General features: G+C 70.7%; 16 protein-coding genes. 13 read left to right on the top strand and 3 right to left on the bottom strand.

Annotation, left to right across the window (positions count from 1 at the left end):
- The 11 genes from AB0B64_RS48735 to AB0B64_RS48685 are packed head-to-tail and all read left to right on the top strand — an operon-like array spanning window position 1 to window position 13,236.
- Window positions 1–675, top strand: a complete 675-nt coding sequence (locus AB0B64_RS48735) for an SDR family NAD(P)-dependent oxidoreductase (RefSeq protein ID WP_357952954.1) — start codon at window positions 1–3, stop codon at window positions 673–675.
- Between the two features lie 26 nt (window positions 676–701).
- Window positions 702–1,643 (top strand): sugar ABC transporter permease, encoded by a 942-nt coding sequence (locus AB0B64_RS48730; RefSeq protein ID WP_358194451.1) that lies wholly within the window; start codon window positions 702–704, stop codon window positions 1,641–1,643.
- Window positions 1,640–2,464: a carbohydrate ABC transporter permease gene (locus tag AB0B64_RS48725; RefSeq protein WP_358194438.1), complete on the top strand. Its 825-nt coding sequence runs from the start codon at window positions 1,640–1,642 to the stop codon at window positions 2,462–2,464. The genes AB0B64_RS48730 and AB0B64_RS48725 overlap by 4 nt, the downstream gene beginning before the upstream one ends.
- Window positions 2,465–2,496: 32 nt before the next feature.
- Window positions 2,497–3,774 (top strand): extracellular solute-binding protein, encoded by a 1,278-nt coding sequence (locus tag AB0B64_RS48720; RefSeq protein ID WP_357952949.1) that lies wholly within the window; start codon window positions 2,497–2,499, stop codon window positions 3,772–3,774.
- A gap of 40 nt (window positions 3,775–3,814) precedes the next feature.
- Window positions 3,815–5,782, top strand: a complete 1,968-nt coding sequence (locus tag AB0B64_RS48715; RefSeq protein ID WP_358194418.1) for a PKD domain-containing protein — start codon at window positions 3,815–3,817, stop codon at window positions 5,780–5,782.
- Window positions 5,783–5,813: 31 nt separating this feature from the next.
- Entirely contained in the window at window positions 5,814–6,932 is a 1,119-nt protein-coding gene (locus AB0B64_RS48710) for a serine hydrolase domain-containing protein (protein ID WP_358194410.1), read from the top strand.
- 56 nt (window positions 6,933–6,988) lie between these two features.
- Window positions 6,989–7,759 (top strand): IclR family transcriptional regulator, encoded by a 771-nt coding sequence (locus tag AB0B64_RS48705; protein ID WP_358194402.1) that lies wholly within the window; start codon window positions 6,989–6,991, stop codon window positions 7,757–7,759.
- Between the two features lie 40 nt (window positions 7,760–7,799).
- A complete protein-coding gene (locus AB0B64_RS48700) occupies window positions 7,800–8,660 on the top strand; it encodes a fumarylacetoacetate hydrolase family protein (protein ID WP_358194384.1) in 861 nt (286 codons plus the stop codon).
- A complete protein-coding gene (locus AB0B64_RS48695) occupies window positions 8,660–9,667 on the top strand; it encodes an alcohol dehydrogenase catalytic domain-containing protein (protein WP_357952940.1) in 1,008 nt (335 codons plus the stop codon). The genes AB0B64_RS48700 and AB0B64_RS48695 overlap by 1 nt, the downstream gene beginning before the upstream one ends.
- Window positions 9,668–9,693: 26 nt before the next feature.
- Window positions 9,694–12,543, top strand: coding sequence for an FAD-binding and (Fe-S)-binding domain-containing protein (locus AB0B64_RS48690; protein WP_358194368.1), 2,850 nt, complete (start codon window positions 9,694–9,696; stop codon window positions 12,541–12,543).
- A gap of 45 nt (window positions 12,544–12,588) precedes the next feature.
- The gene (locus AB0B64_RS48685) at window positions 12,589–13,236 is read left to right on the top strand and encodes a DedA family protein (protein WP_357952936.1); all 648 of its coding nucleotides are present in this window, start codon (window positions 12,589–12,591) and stop codon (window positions 13,234–13,236) included.
- On the opposite strand, the gene AB0B64_RS48680 is transcribed toward AB0B64_RS48685, so the two are convergent.
- Window positions 13,180–13,920 carry a GntR family transcriptional regulator gene (locus AB0B64_RS48680; protein ID WP_357952934.1) on the bottom strand — a complete coding sequence of 247 codons (741 nt, stop codon included), beginning with the start codon at window positions 13,918–13,920 and terminating at the stop codon, window positions 13,180–13,182. The genes AB0B64_RS48685 and AB0B64_RS48680 overlap by 57 nt on opposite strands.
- Window positions 13,921–14,078: 158 nt before the next feature.
- Between AB0B64_RS48680 and AB0B64_RS48675 the strand changes: the two genes are divergently transcribed.
- A complete protein-coding gene (locus AB0B64_RS48675; protein ID WP_357952933.1) occupies window positions 14,079–14,849 on the top strand; it encodes an inositol monophosphatase family protein in 771 nt (256 codons plus the stop codon).
- Between the two features lie 105 nt (window positions 14,850–14,954).
- On the opposite strand, the gene AB0B64_RS48670 is transcribed toward AB0B64_RS48675, so the two are convergent.
- On the bottom strand, window positions 14,955–15,680 hold the full coding sequence (locus AB0B64_RS48670; protein ID WP_357952931.1) for a WYL domain-containing protein: 726 nt from the start codon (window positions 15,678–15,680) through the stop codon (window positions 14,955–14,957).
- A 62-nt stretch (window positions 15,681–15,742) separates the two neighbouring features.
- On the opposite strand from AB0B64_RS48670, the gene AB0B64_RS48665 reads away from it, so the two are divergent.
- Window positions 15,743–16,639, top strand: coding sequence for an NAD(P)H-binding protein (locus tag AB0B64_RS48665; protein WP_358194333.1), 897 nt, complete (start codon window positions 15,743–15,745; stop codon window positions 16,637–16,639).
- A 51-nt stretch (window positions 16,640–16,690) separates the two neighbouring features.
- Here AB0B64_RS48665 and AB0B64_RS48660 read toward each other — a convergent pair whose 3' ends face one another.
- Complete coding sequence (locus AB0B64_RS48660) at window positions 16,691–17,317, bottom strand: GntR family transcriptional regulator (protein WP_358194323.1); 627 nt, start codon at window positions 17,315–17,317, stop codon at window positions 16,691–16,693.
- Window positions 17,318–17,375: the final 58 nt, after the last annotated feature.

The following is a 17,375-nucleotide window of genomic DNA, read 5'->3' as shown; positions in this document are numbered from 1 at the left end:
ATGCGCACCGCGCTCATCACCGGCGGCGCCGGCGGCCTGGGCAAGGCCGCCGCCGCCCGTCTGGCGGCCGAAGGCGTCAAGGTCATCACCCTCGACATCGCCGACGACGCCGACATAGTGTGCAACGTTGCCCACGCCGATGCCGTGCAGGCCGTCGCCGAAAAAGTGGGCCCGATCGACATCCTCGTCAACTCGGCCGGAGTCGTCGGACCCACCGCACCGCTGTGGGAGATCCCTCTCGACGGCTGGCGAAGCACCTTCGAGGTCAACGTGCACGGCACCTTCCACACCTGCCGGACCTTCGTGCCCGGCATGCGTGAGCGCGGCTGGGGCCGCATCGTGAACATCGCCAGCATGGCCGGCAAGGACGGCAACCCCAACATGGCGCCCTACTCCGCCACCAAGGCCGCCGTCATCGCGCTCACCAAATCGCTCGGCAAGGAACTCGCCACCAGCGGCGTGCTCACCAACGTCATCGCCCCGGCCGTCATCGAGACCCCGATGAACGCCGACACCGGCCCCGAGGCGCTGGCGCACATCACCAGCCTCATCCCCATGCGCCGGATCGGCCGCCCCGAAGAGGTCGCCGAGCTCATCGCCTGGCTGACCTCCGACAAGGTCAGCTTCTCCACCGGAGCCGTCTACGACATCAGTGGCGGCCGCGCCACCTACTGACCGACCTTTCCCTTCTGGAGGAAACGATGGCGACAGTCCTCAGCCACGAGGTGCGGCGCCGCGCGCCCCGAGCCCGTCCACCTGGCCGGCGCCGCACCATCGGCCGGAACCTGTGGTGGTTCGTCATACCGGGCCTCGTGCTCTACCTCTACGTGGTGGTGATCCCCACCGCACAGGGCGTCTACATGTCGTTCACCAACTGGAGCGTGTATTCGCCGTCCCGCGACTTCGTGGGGCTGCGCAACTACAAGACAATCTTCAACGACGCCACCTCGTCCGACATTCTGGTGCGCACGCTGGTCATCGCCGTGGCGACGACGATCATCCAGAACGTGCTGGGCATGGTCTTGGCGCTGGTCCTGAACGCGCGGGTGTTCGGACGGAACGTGCTGCGGACCGTCATCTTCGCACCCGTCATCGTCTCGCCGCTGGTCTGCGGCTACCTGTTCAAGTACCTGTTCGCTCCGCCGGGCATCGGAGCCGTCAACGACATCCTCCAAGCGGTCGGGCTGGGGAGCCTCCAGGAGGACTGGCTCGGCCGGCCGGGCACCGCGCTCACGGCGGTGATCGTCGTCGTCTGCTGGCAGTTCGTCGGCATGTCGATGGTCATCTACCTGGCCGGCCTCCAGGGCGTGCCGGCCGAGATCGTCGAGGCGGCGTCGATCGACGGCGCCGGCGCGGTGCGGAGGTTCTGGTACGTGGTCCGGCCGATGCTGGCCCCGGCCATCACGATCAACCTGATGCTCGGCCTCATCGGTGGCCTGAAGATCTTCGACCAGATCTACGCGACGACGCAGGGTGGCCCGGCCGGGCAGACGGAGACGATCTCCACGTTGATCTTCAAGCAGTTCAACATCGTGGGTGACTACGCCGCGTCCGCGGCGCTCGCTGTCGCGATGGCCGTCGCCGTCGCCGTCCTGTCCCTGATCCAGTTCACGGTCCTGCGCCGGCAGAAGGGCAACTCATGAAGGCCAAGCGGCTGGGCGGCGCGCTCAACCATGTCTTCGCGTACGGCAGTGCCCTGCTCTTCGTCGTCCCCCTCTACATCTTGATCAACCTCGCCATTCGACCCGTCGACGACCTGTCGCCCGCGTTCCTGCCGACCACCCGGCCCACGACGGACAATCTGACCCGAGCACTCACGGAGTCGAACATCGGCCCGGCCATGGTCAACAGCACTGTCCTGACGACGATCTCCTGCCTGGCCATCGTCGTGCTCGCCACGATGGCGGCCTACCCCCTGGCCAGATCGACGGCCAAGCTGTCCAACGCCACCTTCTACCTGTTCCTCGTCGGCTTGCTGCTGCCCTTCCAGGTGGCGTTGCTGCCGCTCTACCTGACGATGCGGGACCTGGGGCTGCTCGGGTCGGTATGGTCGCTGATCATCTACTACGCGGGCCTGCAGATGCCGTTCGCGATCTTCCTGGTGACCACGTTCCTCAGAACCAGCGTGCCCATGGAGTACGAGCACGCCGCGCGCATCGACGGCTGTGGCGACGTGCGTGCCTTCATCCACGTCGTCGTGCCGCTCCTGCGGCCCGTCCTCGGCACCGTGGTCATCCTCAACGCCGTGGGCATCTGGAACGACTTCTTCACGCCGCTGCTCTACCTGGCCGGCAGCCACCAGGAGACGACCCCGGTGGTCATCTTCCAGTTCGTCGGCCAGTACACCGTCGAATGGCCGCTGGTCTTCTCCGGCCTCCTCATCTCGATGGCCCCGATCCTGCTCCTTTATCTCGTCTTCCAGCGCTACGTGATCCACGGATTCGCCGGAGGGCTGAAGGGCTGACCCTTCGGCTCCAACCCCCCTGGAGAAAGTCAATGCAGATTTCCACCAAGGCGATGGGCTGCGCCCTGCTCGCCGGGCTCTCGCTGGCCGCCTGCTCGACCGCGCCCGCCGACAGCGGCGGCCCGGCCCCCACCTCCACCGCGTCGGGAGCCATCAGCGGCACGCTCACCATCCTCTACGTCAAGATGTTCCAGCCCGCCCTCGAGCCGGTCGTCAAGGCGTTCGAACAGAAATACCCCGGCACCAAGGTCGACGTGAACTACGTCAGCGGGGATGTCGGCAACCTCATCGGAACGCAGTTGCAGGCCGGCACCGCCGCCGACATCTTCGTCACGCTGCCGGGATCCGGCGGTGTCATGAACGTTCACACCCTCGCGGCGCAGGGCAAGCTCCTCGACCTGTCGGACTCGCCGTGGGTGTCCGGCATCCCGCGGCTGTGGCAGAGCGACATGGCGTTCAACGGCAAGACGTACGCGTACCCGGGAACGCTCCAGGGGCTGGGCGCCATCTACAACATGACCAAGCTCAAGGAACTGGGGCTGAAGCCCCCCAAGACCTGGAGTGAGGTGCTCGGCCTGTGCAAGAGCGCCAAGGACCACGGCCTCTACGCCTACGCGCAGGGGCTCAATGACAGCGCGGGCCCCCAGATGATGTTCCTCGCCCTGTCCGCGGACCTGGTGTACGGACCTACCCCGGACTTCTCCACCCAGCTCAAGGAGAAGAAGACCACGGTGCCGGCCTCGCCGTGGCGGCAGGTCCTCGACAAGTACAAGCAGATGAACGACGCCGGCTGCTTCGGCGAAGGCGTGATGGGCCGGACCCGGACCCAGGGTAGCGATGAGGTGGCCGCCGGCAAGGCCCTCGGGATCGTCGACGTGGGCGCCGCGATCGCGCCCATCGAGAAGGCGGCGCCGAAGAGCGAGCTCACGATCCTGCCCATGCCGGCCACCGACGATCCCGCCGGCACCTACTTCCCGGCTCTGCCCGGTTTCACGGTTTCGGCCAACGCCCAGGCCAAGAACCCGGCCGCGGCCAAGGCGTTCCTCAACATGCTGGCCGAGCCGGAGAACATCAGCGTGTACGCCAAGGGCTACGCGAGCGTGCCGCTGATCCCCGTCCCCGGCTTCAAGCCGCCCGCCAACCTGGCGGCCCTGAACGAGGCCATCGCCGCGGGGAAGTCCGCCAAGATCGCTGACTGGCCCAACCCCAAGGTCAACGACGTGGCCCAGCAGGGCGTGCAGGCGATCTTGCTCGGCAAGGACACCATCGACGAGGTGCTCCAGAAGATGCAGGAAGCGTTCGAAGGCTAGTCATCCCGACCTCGCGCGTACACACCTCACGGAGCATCCAATGAAAAGAACGCTGCCACTTACCAGCGCGGTCACCGTCGGAGTCCTGCTCGGTCTACTACCGGCGCAGAGCGCGAGGGCGGCCCAGGCCGCCGAGTGCGCGGCCCGCACGCCCGGCGGGCCCGTGTGGGTCACCGCCGGCTGCGTCGACCCGCAGTTCGACCGACCCGTCATCGACAGTGAGACGGATCCGGCCGGCCCCGTGCCGCATCACAAGGTCTCGGGCCACTTCGAGGGCACCACCGTCAAGTTCACCGTCTACCTCCCACCCAAGAGCCAGTGGAAGGGCCGCTTCTTCCAGTACGTCTACCCCCTCCAGGACGAGAACGCCACGGACGACAACATCCGCTTCGGTGCGGACAGCGGCGCCTACACCGTTCAGATCAAGGGAACCATCGGCTACCGGGCCGATGCCGCGGCGGCCAAGTTCGCCAGGACAGTCGCCGCGAACTACTACGACGAGCAGAGAAGGATCTACGGCTACATCTGGGGCGGCAGCGGCGGCTCGTACCAGACCATCGGTGCCATGGAGAACACGACGGGCGTGTGGGACGGCGCGGTGCCGTTCATCCCCGGGGTGCCGACCTCGATCCCGAACAACTTCTTCGTCCGCGCCTTCGCCCGGGTCGTCCTGCAGGACAAGGCGCAGCAGATCGCGGACGCGGTGAGCCCGGGGGGCTCGGGCGACCCCTACGCCGGTCTCAGCTCGGTGGAGCGCGCGGTGCTGCGTGAGGTGACCAGGATGGGTGTGCCGCTGCGGGGCTGGGAGGATCATACCTACCTGCTCGGCTTGACCGACCCCCAGGGTCTGCTCGGCTACGCGGGCACGATTCGCGCCGCAGATCCCACCTACGCCGACGACTTCTGGAGCAAGCCCGGCTACCTGGGTACCGAGCAGTCGCCGCTCGGCGAGCTGTTCCGCGCCGCGAAGGTCGACCACCTGGCCACCATCACGCACGTCGATCCCACGAGCCTGACCCTGGACAGCGCTCCGCCGGCGAGCAGGACCTTCCTGGACTTCACGGTCTACGCCGCCGACGGCACGACAAAGATCGGCGCCCTCACGGGTTCGCTGAACGGCAAGGTGTTCACGCTCGGCAGCGGCAACGCGCCCGAGGTGCTGAAGGCGCTCGCGGCGGGCGTCAAACTGCGCGTCGACAACCGCTGGTCGCTCGCGCTCACCTCCTACCACCGCCACCAGGTCCCCACCCGGCCCGGCTTCTACGCCTGGGACCAGTTCCGTGACGCGAACGGGCGGCCGCTCTACCCGCAGCGCGCGGTCGAGGTGGGCCCGGGCGTGTCCCTCGGCGTCAGCGGCGGCGGCACGCACACCGGCACGTTCACCGGAAAAGTCATCATGGTCGCCAACCTGCTGGACGTCGATGCCTTCCCCTGGGACGCCGACTGGTACCGCGAGCAGGTGGGATCGGAGGACAACTTCCGTGTCTGGTTCACCGACAACGCCGACCACATCGGTCCCCACACCCCTTACCTGATCGACGGCACGGGCATCCTGCAGCAGGCGCTGCGGGATGTGAGCGCGTGGGCCGAGCGCGGGGTGACACCTGCGAAGTCCACTCGGTACAACGTGACCGACAGCCAGGTCGCCGTGCCGGCGAGGGCCGCGGCACGCCGAGGCGTGCAGCCCGTCATCGACCTGACCGCGCGAGGTCGTACCACCATCAAGGTTCCCGCGGGCAAGCCGGTCTCCTTCACGGCCGAGATCCAGACACCTGCGGGAACAGGCGCGATCGTGTCAACCGAGTGGGACTTCAAGGGCGACGGAACGTTCAGCGCGCGACCCTTCGGCCCTCCCCGCGGTTCCGCGGAGGTGCGCATGACGTTCACCTACACCAAGCCCGGGACCTACTTCCCGGCGTTGCGCGCCATCGCCCAGCGCGACGGTGACGCGAACACACCCTTCACGAAGATCCAGAACCTGGGCCGCATGCGGGTCGTCGTCCGTTGACCGGCTCCACGAACGGAGAGGAAACACCCTGATGACCTTGGTAGAGACCGGTTTCGACAAGGTGGCGGACGCCTTCTTGCGCACCGTCGCCGGCGACGAGCGCGCCGGCGCCGCGCTGTCGGTGTGGATCGACGGGACGCCGGTCGTCGACCTGCAGGCCGGTGTCGCGGATGAGCGCACGGGGCGCGCGTTCACGTCCGACACCCTCGTGCTGACGTACTCATGCACGAAGGGTATGGCGTCGGTCCTGGTGGCGATGCTCATGGAACGCGGTGCGCTGCCCGCGCTGGACACCCCGCTCGTCGAGCTCTGGCCCGAATTCGGCGTACACGGAAAGGACGGGGTGACCATCGGCGACGCTCTGGCGCACCGGGCCGGTCTGTCGGCTCCGCGCCGCGACCTCACCTTCGAGGAGGTGCTGGACAACCTGCTGACGGCGGACGCCCTCGCCGCCCAGGAGCCGCTGTGGGCGCCCGGCGAGCATCACCAGTACCACGCGGTCACGCACGGGGCGATCACCGCCAAGCTCGTCACGCTCGGCACCGGCCAGGTGATCGGGCGCTGCTTCGAGGAGCACGTCGCTCGCCCGCTGAAAGCCGACGTCTGGATCGGGCTTCCGGACTCGGAGGAGCCACGCGTGGCCCGTGTCGTCACGGACGCGCTGGAGGAGGCAACGCCGACGGGCGACCCCGAGGCGATCTTCTGGCTGGAACGCGCGATAAACCTGGGTTGTGGTCTCACGATCGACCACCTCACCGAACCGCGCTTCCGCCGTGCCGGCCTGGCCGGCGTGACCGGCACGGCGACGGCGAGCGGACTGGCCCGGATGTGGTCGGCGACCGTTACGCCGACGAACGGCGTGCGCCTGATCAACGACGACTCCGTGCACGCGCTTTGCGAGGTGCGCAGCGAGGGAGCCCCGTACTTCTTCGTGGAGCCGCCCTATCAGTCCTGGGGCGCCGGGGTCATGGTGCCCTCGGACTGGCAGCGCTACCTCTCACCGGCGTCCTTCGGGCATGACGGGGCGGGCGGACAGGTGGCGTTCGCCGATCCTGAGGCACGGATGGGGTTCGCCTATCTGACGAACCGCATGGGCGATGGGGACCGCGGCAAGTCCGTCGTGGCGGCCCTCGCCCAAGCACTCGGCTGAAGCCGGTTGAGAGGAGAACTTCGTGCTTTTGGAATGATGGTCTAACATTCGGAATCATGTCCGAGCCTATGGAGGAACCCAAGCTCGTCGGGTCCGACCGGGTGCTGGCGGTGCTGGCCGAGCTGGCCCGCCACCCCGACGGGATCGGCCTGGAGGAGATGGCCCGCGCGGTGGCCAGCCCTAAGCCGACCGCGCATCGCGCCCTGGCCGCGCTGCGCCGCGCCGGGTTCGCCGCCCAGAACGGCCACGGCCAGTACGTGCTGGGGGATGAGTTCCTGCGGATGGCCTTCGCCCACCACGAGGCCCGGCCCGACCACGTCCGGGTCACCCCGATCCTCAAGGCGCTGTGCGAGCGGTACGGCGAGACGGTGCACTACGCGGTGCTGGACGGCACCTCGGTCGTCTACCGCTCCAAGCTGGACCCGGCCGCCGGTGCGGTGCGGCTGACCTCGGTCGTCGGCGGCCGCAACCCGGCCCACTGCACCGGTGTCGGCAAGATGCTGCTCGCTCACTCCCTGCCGGACGAGGACGCGGTGCGCGCGTGGGTGGGCGGCCGGACGCTGGAGCGGCCGACCGCGCGCTCGGCCGGCACGGCCGAGGAACTGCACGCCGAGCTGGTACGCGTCCGTGAGCAGGGCTACGCCGTCGACGACCAGGAGAACGAGCCGGGCGTCAACTGCCTGGCGGTTCCGGCGTACCTGAACTCACCCGCCGTGCCCAGCGGCGCGATCAGCGTCAGCGGCCTGGCCTACCGCACGCCGCTGGACAAGCTCGTCGCCGACCTGCCCGCCATCCGCGCCATCGTGTCCGGCAAGGACCTCTCGTGAGGCCCGCCACCGCCCTACCGCAGATTCACGGAGACTGATCTTGTACCTCATGCGCATCGGCGCCCCCGGCGCCGAAAAGCCCGTCGTCCGCGTGGACGACACCCACTACGTGGACGTCTCTGATCTGACGCCCGACTTCGACGAGCGCTTCTTCGGCGCCGGCGGCACGGCTCTGCTGGCCGGGCCGGTCGCCGAACGTATCGCGGCCGGTCAGGTGGCGGAGTTCGCCGGCGAGCGGGTCGGGGCGCCGATCGCCCGGCCGCACCAGATCCTGTGCATCGGCCTCAACTACAGCGACCACGCCGCCGAGACCGGCCAGGCCGTCCCGGATGAGCCGATCCTGTTCACCAAGTCGCCCAACACGCTGGTCGGCCCGTACGACGAGGTGCGGATCCCGCGCGGCTCGACGAAGACCGACTGGGAGGTGGAGCTGGGCATCGTCATCGGCCGCCGCACCTCCTACCTGGACTCGGTCGAGCAGGCCCGCGACGTCATCGCCGGCTACTGCGTGGTCAACGACGTCAGTGAGCGCGCCTTCCAGATGGAGCGCGGCGGGCAGTGGAGCAAGGGCAAGTCCGCCGAGACGTTCAACCCGGCCGGCCCCTGGCTGGTCACCCCCGACGAGATCGCCGACGTCACCGACCTCGGCATGCGGCTGGACGTCAACGGCGTGCGCCGCCAGACGGGCACCACCAAGACGATGATCTTCGATCCGTACGTCATCGTGCACCACCTGAGCCAGTTCATGGTGCTGGAGCCCGGCGACCTGATCAACACCGGCACCCCGCCCGGCGTCGGCATGGGTCACCACCCCCAGATCTGGCTCCAGCCCGGCGACGTGATGGAGCTCGGCATCGACGGGCTCGGCAGCCAGCGCCAGCAGGTCGTAGGGCCCCGCTAGTGCGTGCCCTCGTCCTGACCGGCCCGGGCAAGGCCGAGGTGCGGGAGGTGGAGCCGCCGCTCGCCGTCCCCGGCGAGGTGGTCGTCGACGTCGAGCGGGTCGGCGTGTGCGGCACGGACGTGGAGCTGTTCACCGGCGAGATGAGCTACCTGCGTACCGGCCGGTCCTGGTACCCGCTGCGCCCCGGTCACGAGTGGACCGGGGTGGTCAGCGCGGTCGGCGAGGGCGTGGACGGCGGCTGGCTGGGCCGCCGGGTCACCGGCGACACCATGCTCGGCTGCGGCCACTGCGACCGCTGCCAGGCCGGCAACCACCACGTCTGCGCCGACATGGTGGAGATCGGCATCAGCCGCGGCCGTCCCGGAGCCCTGGCCGAGCAGCTCGCCGTGCCGGCCACGGCCCTGCACGCGCTGCCCGACATGATGGACGCCACGCTCGGCGCACTGGTCGAGCCGGGCGCCAACGCGCTCAGGGCCTTCCGCGCCGCCGGGCTGCGGCCGGGGGAGCGGCTGCTGGTCCTCGGCACGGGCGCGATCGGCCTGCTCGTGGCCTTGTTCGCCCGCGCGGAAGGCGTAGAGGTGCACCTGATGGGGCTGCACACCCCGGATGTCGCGCGGGCCCTCGGACTCACCGGCGTCTGGACCCGGCAGACGCTGCCGGAGCTGCCGTGGCATGCCGTGGTCGACGCCTCCAACGCCCCGCAGCTGCCCGCCCTGGCGCTCGACCTCGTCGAGCCCGCGCGACGCGTCGTCTACATCGGCCTGGCCGGGACACCGAGTACCCTCGACACCCGCGACCTGCTGCTGCGGGACGTCACCGCGGTCGGCATCCTCGGCGGCTCGGCCGGGCTGGCGGGCGCCATCGCCGCCTACGCCGACGGTTCGCCGGCCCCCCGCCCGCTGGTGGCCGCGACGGTCGGCCTGGCCGCGACGGCCGAGGTCCTGGCCGGGCACCGGCCTGACGACGCCGGCCCCGGCCCGAAGATCCACATAGATCCGCGACTGTGAGATCCGCGACTGTGAGAGAAGCACGCGTGAGCAGCACGATGCCCGTCCCCGATGCCGCCGTACTGTCGGCGGTGGAGGCAGCCGTCCCCGGGATCGCCCGCACCAGGGCCAGTGACCGGCTCGGCATGGCGCACGACGCCTCGCACTACCTGCTCACGCCGCAGGCGGTGCTGGTGCCCGAGAGCGCGGAGCAGGTGGCGGCGCTGCTGCGTACGGGCCTGCCGCTCACCTTCCGTTCCGGCGGCACCAGCCTGAGCGGGCAAGGGGTCAGTGAGCACCTCCTGGTGGACACCCGGCGGCATTTCCGCGGCATCGAGGTGCTGGACGGCGGGGCGCGGGTGCGGGTGCAGCCGGGCGCGGTGCTGCGGCAGGTCAACGCCCGCCTCGCGCCGTACGGCCGCAAGCTCGGCCCGGACCCGGCGAGTGAGTCGGCGTGCACGATCGGCGGCGTCGTGGCCAACAACTCCAGCGGCATGACCTGCGGCACGCACGCCAACACCTACCAGACCCTGGAGTCGATGACGCTGGTACTGCCCAGCGGCACCGTCATCGACACCGGCGCCCCCGACGCCGACGAGCGGCTGCGCGCCCTGGAGCCCGCGCTGGCCGAGGGCCTGGAACGGCTGCGCGACCGGGTGCGCGGCAACCCCGACTCGGTGCGCCGCGTCACCGCCCAGTTCTCACTGAAGAACACCATGGGCTACGGCCTCAACAGCTTCCTCGACCACTCATCGCCCGCGCAGATCCTGGCCCACCTGGCCATCGGCAGCGAGGGCACCCTGGGCTTCGTCGCCGAGGCGGTGCTGCGCACGGTCCCCGCCCACCCGCTGGCCGCCACCGGCCTGCTCGTCTTCCCCACCCTGCGCCAGGCCATGGCCGCGATGCCCGATCTGGTCGCCGTCACGCCCGCCGCCGTCGAACTGCTGGACGCCGAATCCCTGCGCGTGGCCCAGACCGACCCCAAGGCCGACGAGGTGTTGCGCACGCTCGCCGTCGCCGAGCACGCCGCCCTGCTGATCGAATGGCAGGAAGCGGACCCGGATCTCCTGGCCGAACGAGAACGGGCGGCCGAGGAGCTGTTCCCGCGGCTGGCGCTGTCGGCCCCGGCCCGGCTGAGCAGGCAGGCGGGCGGCCGGGCCGCGTTGTGGCATATCCGCAAAGGCTTGTATGCCTCCGTCGCCGGCGCCCGCCCCAGCGGCACCACCGCCCTGCTGGAGGACGTCGCCGTTCCGGTGCCCGCCCTGGCCGACCTGTGCGACGAGCTGATCGCCCTGTTCTCCGAGCACCGCTACGAGCGCAGCGTCATCTTCGGCCACGCCAAGGACGGCAACCTGCACTTCATGCTCAACGAGCGCTTCGACACCGACCTGGAGCGCTACGCCGACTTCACCGAGGACATGGTGCGGGCCGTCCTGGCCCGGGGCGGCACGCTCAAGGCCGAGCACGGCACCGGCCGGGTCATGGCCCCGTTCGTGCGCCGCCAGTACGGTGATGAGCTGTATGAGGTGATGCGCGAGGTCAAGCGCCTGTGCGACCCGGCCGGCGCGCTCAACCCCGGCGTCGTCCTGACCGACCGCGACGACGCGCACCTGCGCGACCTCAAGGCCGTCGTCACCGTCGAGCCCGAGGTGGACCGGTGCGTGGAGTGCGGCTACTGCGAGCCGGTCTGCCCCAGCCGCGACCTGACGACCACTCCGCGCCAGCGCATCGTGCTGCGCCGCGAGCTGGCCGCCGCCCAGGCCGCGGGCGACCACGAGCTCGCCCGGCGACTGGAGGAGGAGTACGGCTACGACGCCGTGGACACCTGCGCCGTGGACGGCATGTGCGCCACCGCCTGCCCGGTCCTGATCAACACCGGCGACCTGACCAAGCGCCTGCGCGGCGAGCGTCACGGCCGCCTGGCCCAGAAGGGCTGGAAGGCCGCCGCCAAGCACTGGAGCGGGGTGACCGGCGCGCTCGACCTGGCGTTGGACACGGCGAAGGCGGTCCCGCGCCTTTTGCCGGAGGCGACCAGTCGTGCCGCTCGCGCCGTCACCGGCTCCGAGGCCGTTCCGGGGTGGACCCGCGACCTGCCGCGGGGCGGGAAGCGCCGCCGGCCGGATCCGGTGGAGAACGCGGACGCGGTGTATGTCCCGTCCTGCCTGAACACCTTGTTCGCCCCCGCCGACGGCGGCCCCGGCGTAATGGACGCGTTCACCCGCCTGGCCGCGCGCGCGGGCGTGCGGCTGCACGTCCCGGAAGGGATCGGCGGCCTGTGCTGCGGCACTCCCTGGTCGTCCAAGGGCTACACCGACGGCCATGACCTCATGGCCCGCCGCGTGGCCGACACCCTGCTCGAAGCCATTGGGCTCGAAGCCACTGGGCTCGAAGCCACTGGGCTCGAAGCCACTGGGCTCAAAGCCTCCGGCCAGGGCCGGATCCCGGTCGTCAGCGACGCCGCCTCCTGCACCGAGGGCTTCCACCGCCTGACCGACTTGCTGGGACAGGACCTGCGGGTGCTCGACGCGGTCGCCTTCACCGCCGAGTACCTCCTGCCCCGCCTGACCGTACTCCGCCGCCGCCCGTCCCTGGCCCTGCATCCCACCTGCTCCTCCACCCGCCTCGGCCTGGACGCCGCCATCACCCGGATCGCCGAAGCGGTCGCCGAGCGGGTGGTCGTCCCCGACGGGTGGCAGTGCTGTGCCTTCGCCGGTGACCGCGGCCTGCTCCACCCGGAGCTCACCGCCTCGGCCACCCACGCCGAAGCCGCCGCCGTACGAGCCGGCGACTTCGCCGCGCACGCCTCGGTCAACCGCACCTGCGAGCTCGGCCTGACCCGCGCCACCGGCCGGCCGTACCACCATCTGCTCGAACTTCTCGACCAGGCCACCGCCTGAAGACGAACGTCCGCCTATGGCGGTCGGCCGGGCTAGGGTTGCTGCGTGCACATCGACGAACTGCTGCAGGCCATCCCGCCCGCGTGGCTGTGTGCCCTGGTCGGCCTGGTGATCGGGGTCGAGAGCCTCGGCATCCCGCTGCCCGGCGAGATCGTGCTGGTCAGCGCCGCGCTCTTGTCCGCCAAGGGCGTCGTCAGCCCCGTGTGGGTGGGCATCTGCGCGAGCGCGGGGGCGATCGTCGGCGACTCCATCGGCTACGCCATCGGCCGCAAGGGCGGCAAGCCACTGTTCGAGCGACTCGGACGGCGCTTCCCCAAGCACTTCGGGCCCCACCACATCGGCAAGGCCGAGCACTACTTCGACCGGTTCGGGGTGTGGGCCGTGTTCGTCGGGCGCTTCATCGCGCTGCTGCGCATCCTGGCCGGGCCGCTGGCGGGGGCGTTGCGCATGCCGTACTGGCGATTCCTGATCGCCAACGTGCTCGGCGGGATCGTCTGGGCGGGCGGCACCACCGCGGTGATCTTCTATCTCGGCATGGTCGCCGAGAAGTGGCTGAAGGGCTTCTCATGGGTGGGGCTCGTGGCGGCGGTGCTGTGCGGCATCGCCACCACCTGGTACGTCAAGCGGCGCGCGGCCTCAGCGCTCGATGAGGGTGACCTCAAGGGAGTAGAGCGAGGCCCGGTAGACATGTGAGCCGTGCTCGACGGCCCTGCCCTGGTCGTCGTAGGTGGTGCGGAGCATGGTCAGGAGCGGGGCGCCGCGCCGCTCGTCCAGCAGTTTGGCCTCGGCCTGGTTCGCCGCGCGGGCGCCGATGCGCTGGTTGGCCACCCGCATCCGCACACCCGCGCCGCGCAGCAGCTCGTACAGGCCGCGGCCCTCCAGGTCGGCCGCCGTCAGCTGGGCCAGGCCCAGCGGCAGCCAGTTGTGCAGCACGGCCAGCGGCTCGCCGGCGGCGAAGCGGAGCCGTTCGAGGTAGAGCACGTCGGCGCCGGGCTCGACGCCCAGGACGGCGGCGATCTCCTCGCTCACCGGCCGCGGCTCCAGGGCGAGAACCTGGGTCGCCGGTTCCTGGCCCGAGCGGCGCAGGTCGTCGTAGAGGCTGGTGAGCTCGACCGAGCGTTTGACCTGCCCGTGCACCACCTGGGTGCCGACGCCGCGCTTGCGGACCAGCAGGCCCTTGTCCACCAGATATTGGATGGCCTGGCGGATCGTGGGCCTGGACAGGCCCAGCTTGTCGGCGAGCAGGATCTCGTTGTCCAGCCGAGAGCCGGGCGCCAGGTCGCCTCGCCGGATCGCCTCGGCGATCTGCTCGGCCACCTGGAAGTAGAGCGGCACGGGGCTGGAGCGGTCCAGGTCGATCGCCAGGTTCGCGGTCATGCTGATCAGATTAACCCAGGTCAGAATGTCCTGACAAATCTCGCGCGTAGGCAGTAGGTCATGACAATCTGCTGTCTTGACATAATTGAAGAAGTACGTCGAATGCCCGGAATTGGGCATGACCGTGCTGATGAGCGTGAAGTGCCCCTGGAGGAGACATGGACGCGACACAGTTGCTCGACACCGCCTCGGAAGCGGCCAGGGCGGTCGGGCCGAGGCTGCGCAAGGCCTTCAGGTCGAGGCCGCCGGTCGCCACCAAGCGCGACTTCCACGACCCGGTCACCGAGCATGACCGGGCGGCGGAGGAGACGATCCGCGCCGTCATCACCGCCCGCTGGCCCGGCAGCGCGATCGTGGGGGAGGAGGGCGGCGTCACCGGCTCGGGCGAGCTGCGCTGGTACGTCGACCCGATCGACGGCACCGCCAACTTCGCCGCCGGCCTGCCGTTCTTCTGTGTCTCCATCGCCGCCGCGGTGGCGGGTGAGCTGGTGGCGGGCGTCGTGTACGACCCGGTGCGTGAGGACGAGTTCACCGCCTCCACGCTGGGCGCCTGGTGCAACGGCACCCCGATCCGCAGCCAGGGGGCCACCCGTGACAGGGAGGCGATGCTGCTGTCCAGCTACCCCACGCCGCTGGACCTGGAGCTCGACGGGGAGCGGGCGCTGCGCCGATTCGGCCGCTTCCTGGAGTCCTTCGCCGCCGTACGCCGTCCGGGCAGCGCCGCGCTCAAGCTCGCGCACGTCGCCGCCGGGTGGGCCGACGTCGCGTACGGCACCCGCTCCCACCCGTGGGACGTGGCGGCGGGCGCTTTGCTGGTCCGGCAGGCGGGCGGCGTCTACGTCGGCGACCCGCTGGAGGCAGGCGACTATCTGGCGCATGTGGGCGGCTTCGACCTGCGCGGCTCCGCCCTCGCCGAGGTGACGCCCTGAGCGGGGCCGTACTGTTGGCAGCCGGTCTGCTGAGCGTCGCGATGCCGGTCCGCGTCGGCGGCCCGGCGCTCATTACCGCTGCTGCCGCCGCGACCACCTGAGCTCTCAGCCCTTGGGCCGGCGGCCGAAGTCCGTGGCGAGCCAGGTCGCGAGGTCGTCGGCCGGCCGGCCGCGGTCGCCGGACCCCGGTTCCCCCGCCTCCGGCTCCCGCACGCGGTCGAGGCGGAACACCCGCCAGTCGCCGGCGTCGAGGTCGTGGGCGAGAACGTACCAGCGTCCGCGGGTGTAGATGCACCGCACCGCCTCCACCCGCCGCCGGCTGGCGGTCCCATGCCGGTCGCGGTAGCCGAACCGCAGCACGAGGTCCTGATCGGCCGCATGGAGCAGCGCCGCCAGGGTCGAGGGTTCCACGCCCTCACCCTCGCCGTCGACGTTCTCGCTGCCCGCGGCGGCGGTGTCCAGGACGGTGCGCAGCCGCCGCGGGAGCACCTGCGACAGCTTGGCCAGCGCCCGGTGCGCGGCGTCCCCGGCGAGGATCCCCTCGGCCATGCGCAGGGCCGCCACCAGAGCCACGACCTCGTCGTCCTGGAAGACCAGCGGCGGCATCCGGTGCCCCGGGCGCAGCGCGTAGTGGCCACCCGGCCCAGGCCGGCCCTCGACGGCGTAGCCGAGCCTCTGCAGGCGGGCCACGTCGCGACGCAAAGTGCGGGTGCTGACCTCGAGCCGCCCGGCCAGATCGGAAGCCGACCAGCTCGGCCGGGCGGCCAGCAACTCCAGCAGCAGGAGGGTCCGTCCGGCGGGATCGCCATCGGCAGGGGCGAAATCGGTCATGACTCCAGTGTCGCCACAATCGCGGACAGGATCCGGCCACATCTCCCCATACGGTGGAGGTCATGGAGATCGCAATCACAGCACCGTCCGGCAACGTCGGCCGCTTCCTGGTCGGTCACCTGGTCCGGGCCGGTATCCGTCCGCGGCTGCTGAGCCGCCACCCCGAGCAGCCCCGCGCGACCTGGGGCGACCTCGTCGACGCCCGCGAGGTCGACCTGCGGGACGCCGCGGCCGTCACCGAGGCGACCCGCGGCGTCGACGCGCTGTTCCTGATCGTGCCGCCCGGCGAGGCCGCCGACCCCGTCGCGGCGTACGCCGAGGTCGGCGAGGTCGTCGCCGCCGCGGTCGCCGAGAACCGCGTCCCCCGCACCGTCCTGCAGAGCAGCGTCGGAGCGGAGCTGCGCGAGGGCGCCGGTGAGATCGACGGGCTGGCCCTTGCCGAGGAGGCGCTGGACCGGGTCGTCGCCAAGCACGCCGATCTCGCCGTCACCCACCTGCGGTGCGGCTACTTCTTCAGTAACCTGCTGTTCGAGCTCGACAGCATCCGCTCGGGTACCGTGGCCGTGCTCCTGCCCACCGGCCAGCGGTTCTCCTGGGTCGCGCCGGCCGACATCGCCGCGGTGGCCGCGTCCCTGCTGCTGCGCGCCGACTGGTCGGGACGCCGGGTGCAGGCCGTGCACGGACCACAGGACCTGTCCTGGGACGACGCCGTGGCCGTGGTCGGCGACGTCCTGGGCCGCACGGTCACCGCCCACCGCGTCGCCGACGACGAGATGCGCGCCACGCTGGCCGGTGCCGGCATGTCCCCGGCGTGGGTCGAGGCCATCATGGGCATGTCGACCGGGCTGCGCGATGGATTCGTCCCCGAGCAGCCGAGGACCCCCGTGACCACGACCGACACGACGCTCGGAGCATGGGCCTGGGCCGAACTCCGTCCCGCCCTCGACGCGACTGGGTGACGCGTGCCCGACCTGTGACGACCACCGCCGGGGAGGTCCGGCTGAGGGCGGTCAGTGGCCCTTGCGGTAGTCGCCGGCCAGGCGTACGTGCTCGATCATGATGTGCTCGGCCGCGGCGCCGTCGGCGGCGGCCAGGGCGGCCAGGATGCCCTCGTGCGCGTCGAGCTGCAGCTTGACCTGCTCGTCGTCGAGCCACAGCGACGCCCCGGCGGGCACGGGGAAACTGTCGCGGACCGCCCTGGCGTGCTGGCCGAGGAAGGCGGGACCGCCGATGTCGGCGATGCGCAGGTGGAAGAGCCTGCTCTGCTCGCCCAGCCGCTCGTGCCGGCCCTCTTCGGCATCAAGGATCATCGAGGCGTGCAGCTCGCGCAGCGCGGCCAGGTCGGCGGCGGTGATCCGGGTGGCGGCCAGCCGGGCGCCCAGGCCCTCGACGACCGCCCGCAGGCCGTAGTACTCCTCCACCGCCTCGTCGCCCAGGTCGACCACGGTCGCGCCGTGGTGGGCCTCGTAGCTGATCAGCCGGTCCTTCTCCAGCCTGCGCAGCGCCTCGCGGACCGGCGTGACCGAGACGCCGAGCCTGCGGGCCACCGCTCCGGCGCGCAGGGCGGTGCCACCGGGGATCCTGGCCGTGCGGATCTCCTCGAGCAGCACGTTGTAGACATATTCGGCTTTGCTCAAGGGAGGACGCGGCTCGCTGGTCGGCATGACCATCAGTGTCCCGCAATCTGAGAAGCGT

It is taken from the genome of Nonomuraea sp. NPDC049129 (assembly GCF_040648495.1).
Taxonomy (GTDB): Bacteria; Actinomycetota; Actinomycetes; order Streptosporangiales; family Streptosporangiaceae; genus Nonomuraea.
The sequence above is the reverse complement of the archived record's forward strand: the minus strand, read 5'-3'. Positions and strand labels throughout refer to the sequence as shown.

Coding starts and splice junctions, on each gene's coding strand:
- AB0B64_RS48735 (WP_357952954.1), top strand. CDS start 1: ATGCGCACCGCGCTCATCACCGGCGGCGCCGGCGGCCTGGGCAAGGCC.
- AB0B64_RS48730 (WP_358194451.1), top strand. CDS start 702: ATGGCGACAGTCCTCAGCCACGAGGTGCGGCGCCGCGCGCCCCGAGCC.
- AB0B64_RS48725 (WP_358194438.1), top strand. CDS start 1,640: ATGAAGGCCAAGCGGCTGGGCGGCGCGCTCAACCATGTCTTCGCGTAC.
- AB0B64_RS48720 (WP_357952949.1), top strand. CDS start 2,497: ATGCAGATTTCCACCAAGGCGATGGGCTGCGCCCTGCTCGCCGGGCTC.
- AB0B64_RS48715 (WP_358194418.1), top strand. CDS start 3,815: ATGAAAAGAACGCTGCCACTTACCAGCGCGGTCACCGTCGGAGTCCTG.
- AB0B64_RS48710 (WP_358194410.1), top strand. CDS start 5,814: ATGACCTTGGTAGAGACCGGTTTCGACAAGGTGGCGGACGCCTTCTTG.
- AB0B64_RS48705 (WP_358194402.1), top strand. CDS start 6,989: ATGTCCGAGCCTATGGAGGAACCCAAGCTCGTCGGGTCCGACCGGGTG.
- AB0B64_RS48680 (WP_357952934.1), bottom strand. CDS start 13,920: ATGACCGCGAACCTGGCGATCGACCTGGACCGCTCCAGCCCCGTGCCG.
- AB0B64_RS48675 (WP_357952933.1), top strand. CDS start 14,079: ATGGACGCGACACAGTTGCTCGACACCGCCTCGGAAGCGGCCAGGGCG.
- AB0B64_RS48670 (WP_357952931.1), bottom strand. CDS start 15,680: ATGACCGATTTCGCCCCTGCCGATGGCGATCCCGCCGGACGGACCCTC.
- AB0B64_RS48665 (WP_358194333.1), top strand. CDS start 15,743: ATGGAGATCGCAATCACAGCACCGTCCGGCAACGTCGGCCGCTTCCTG.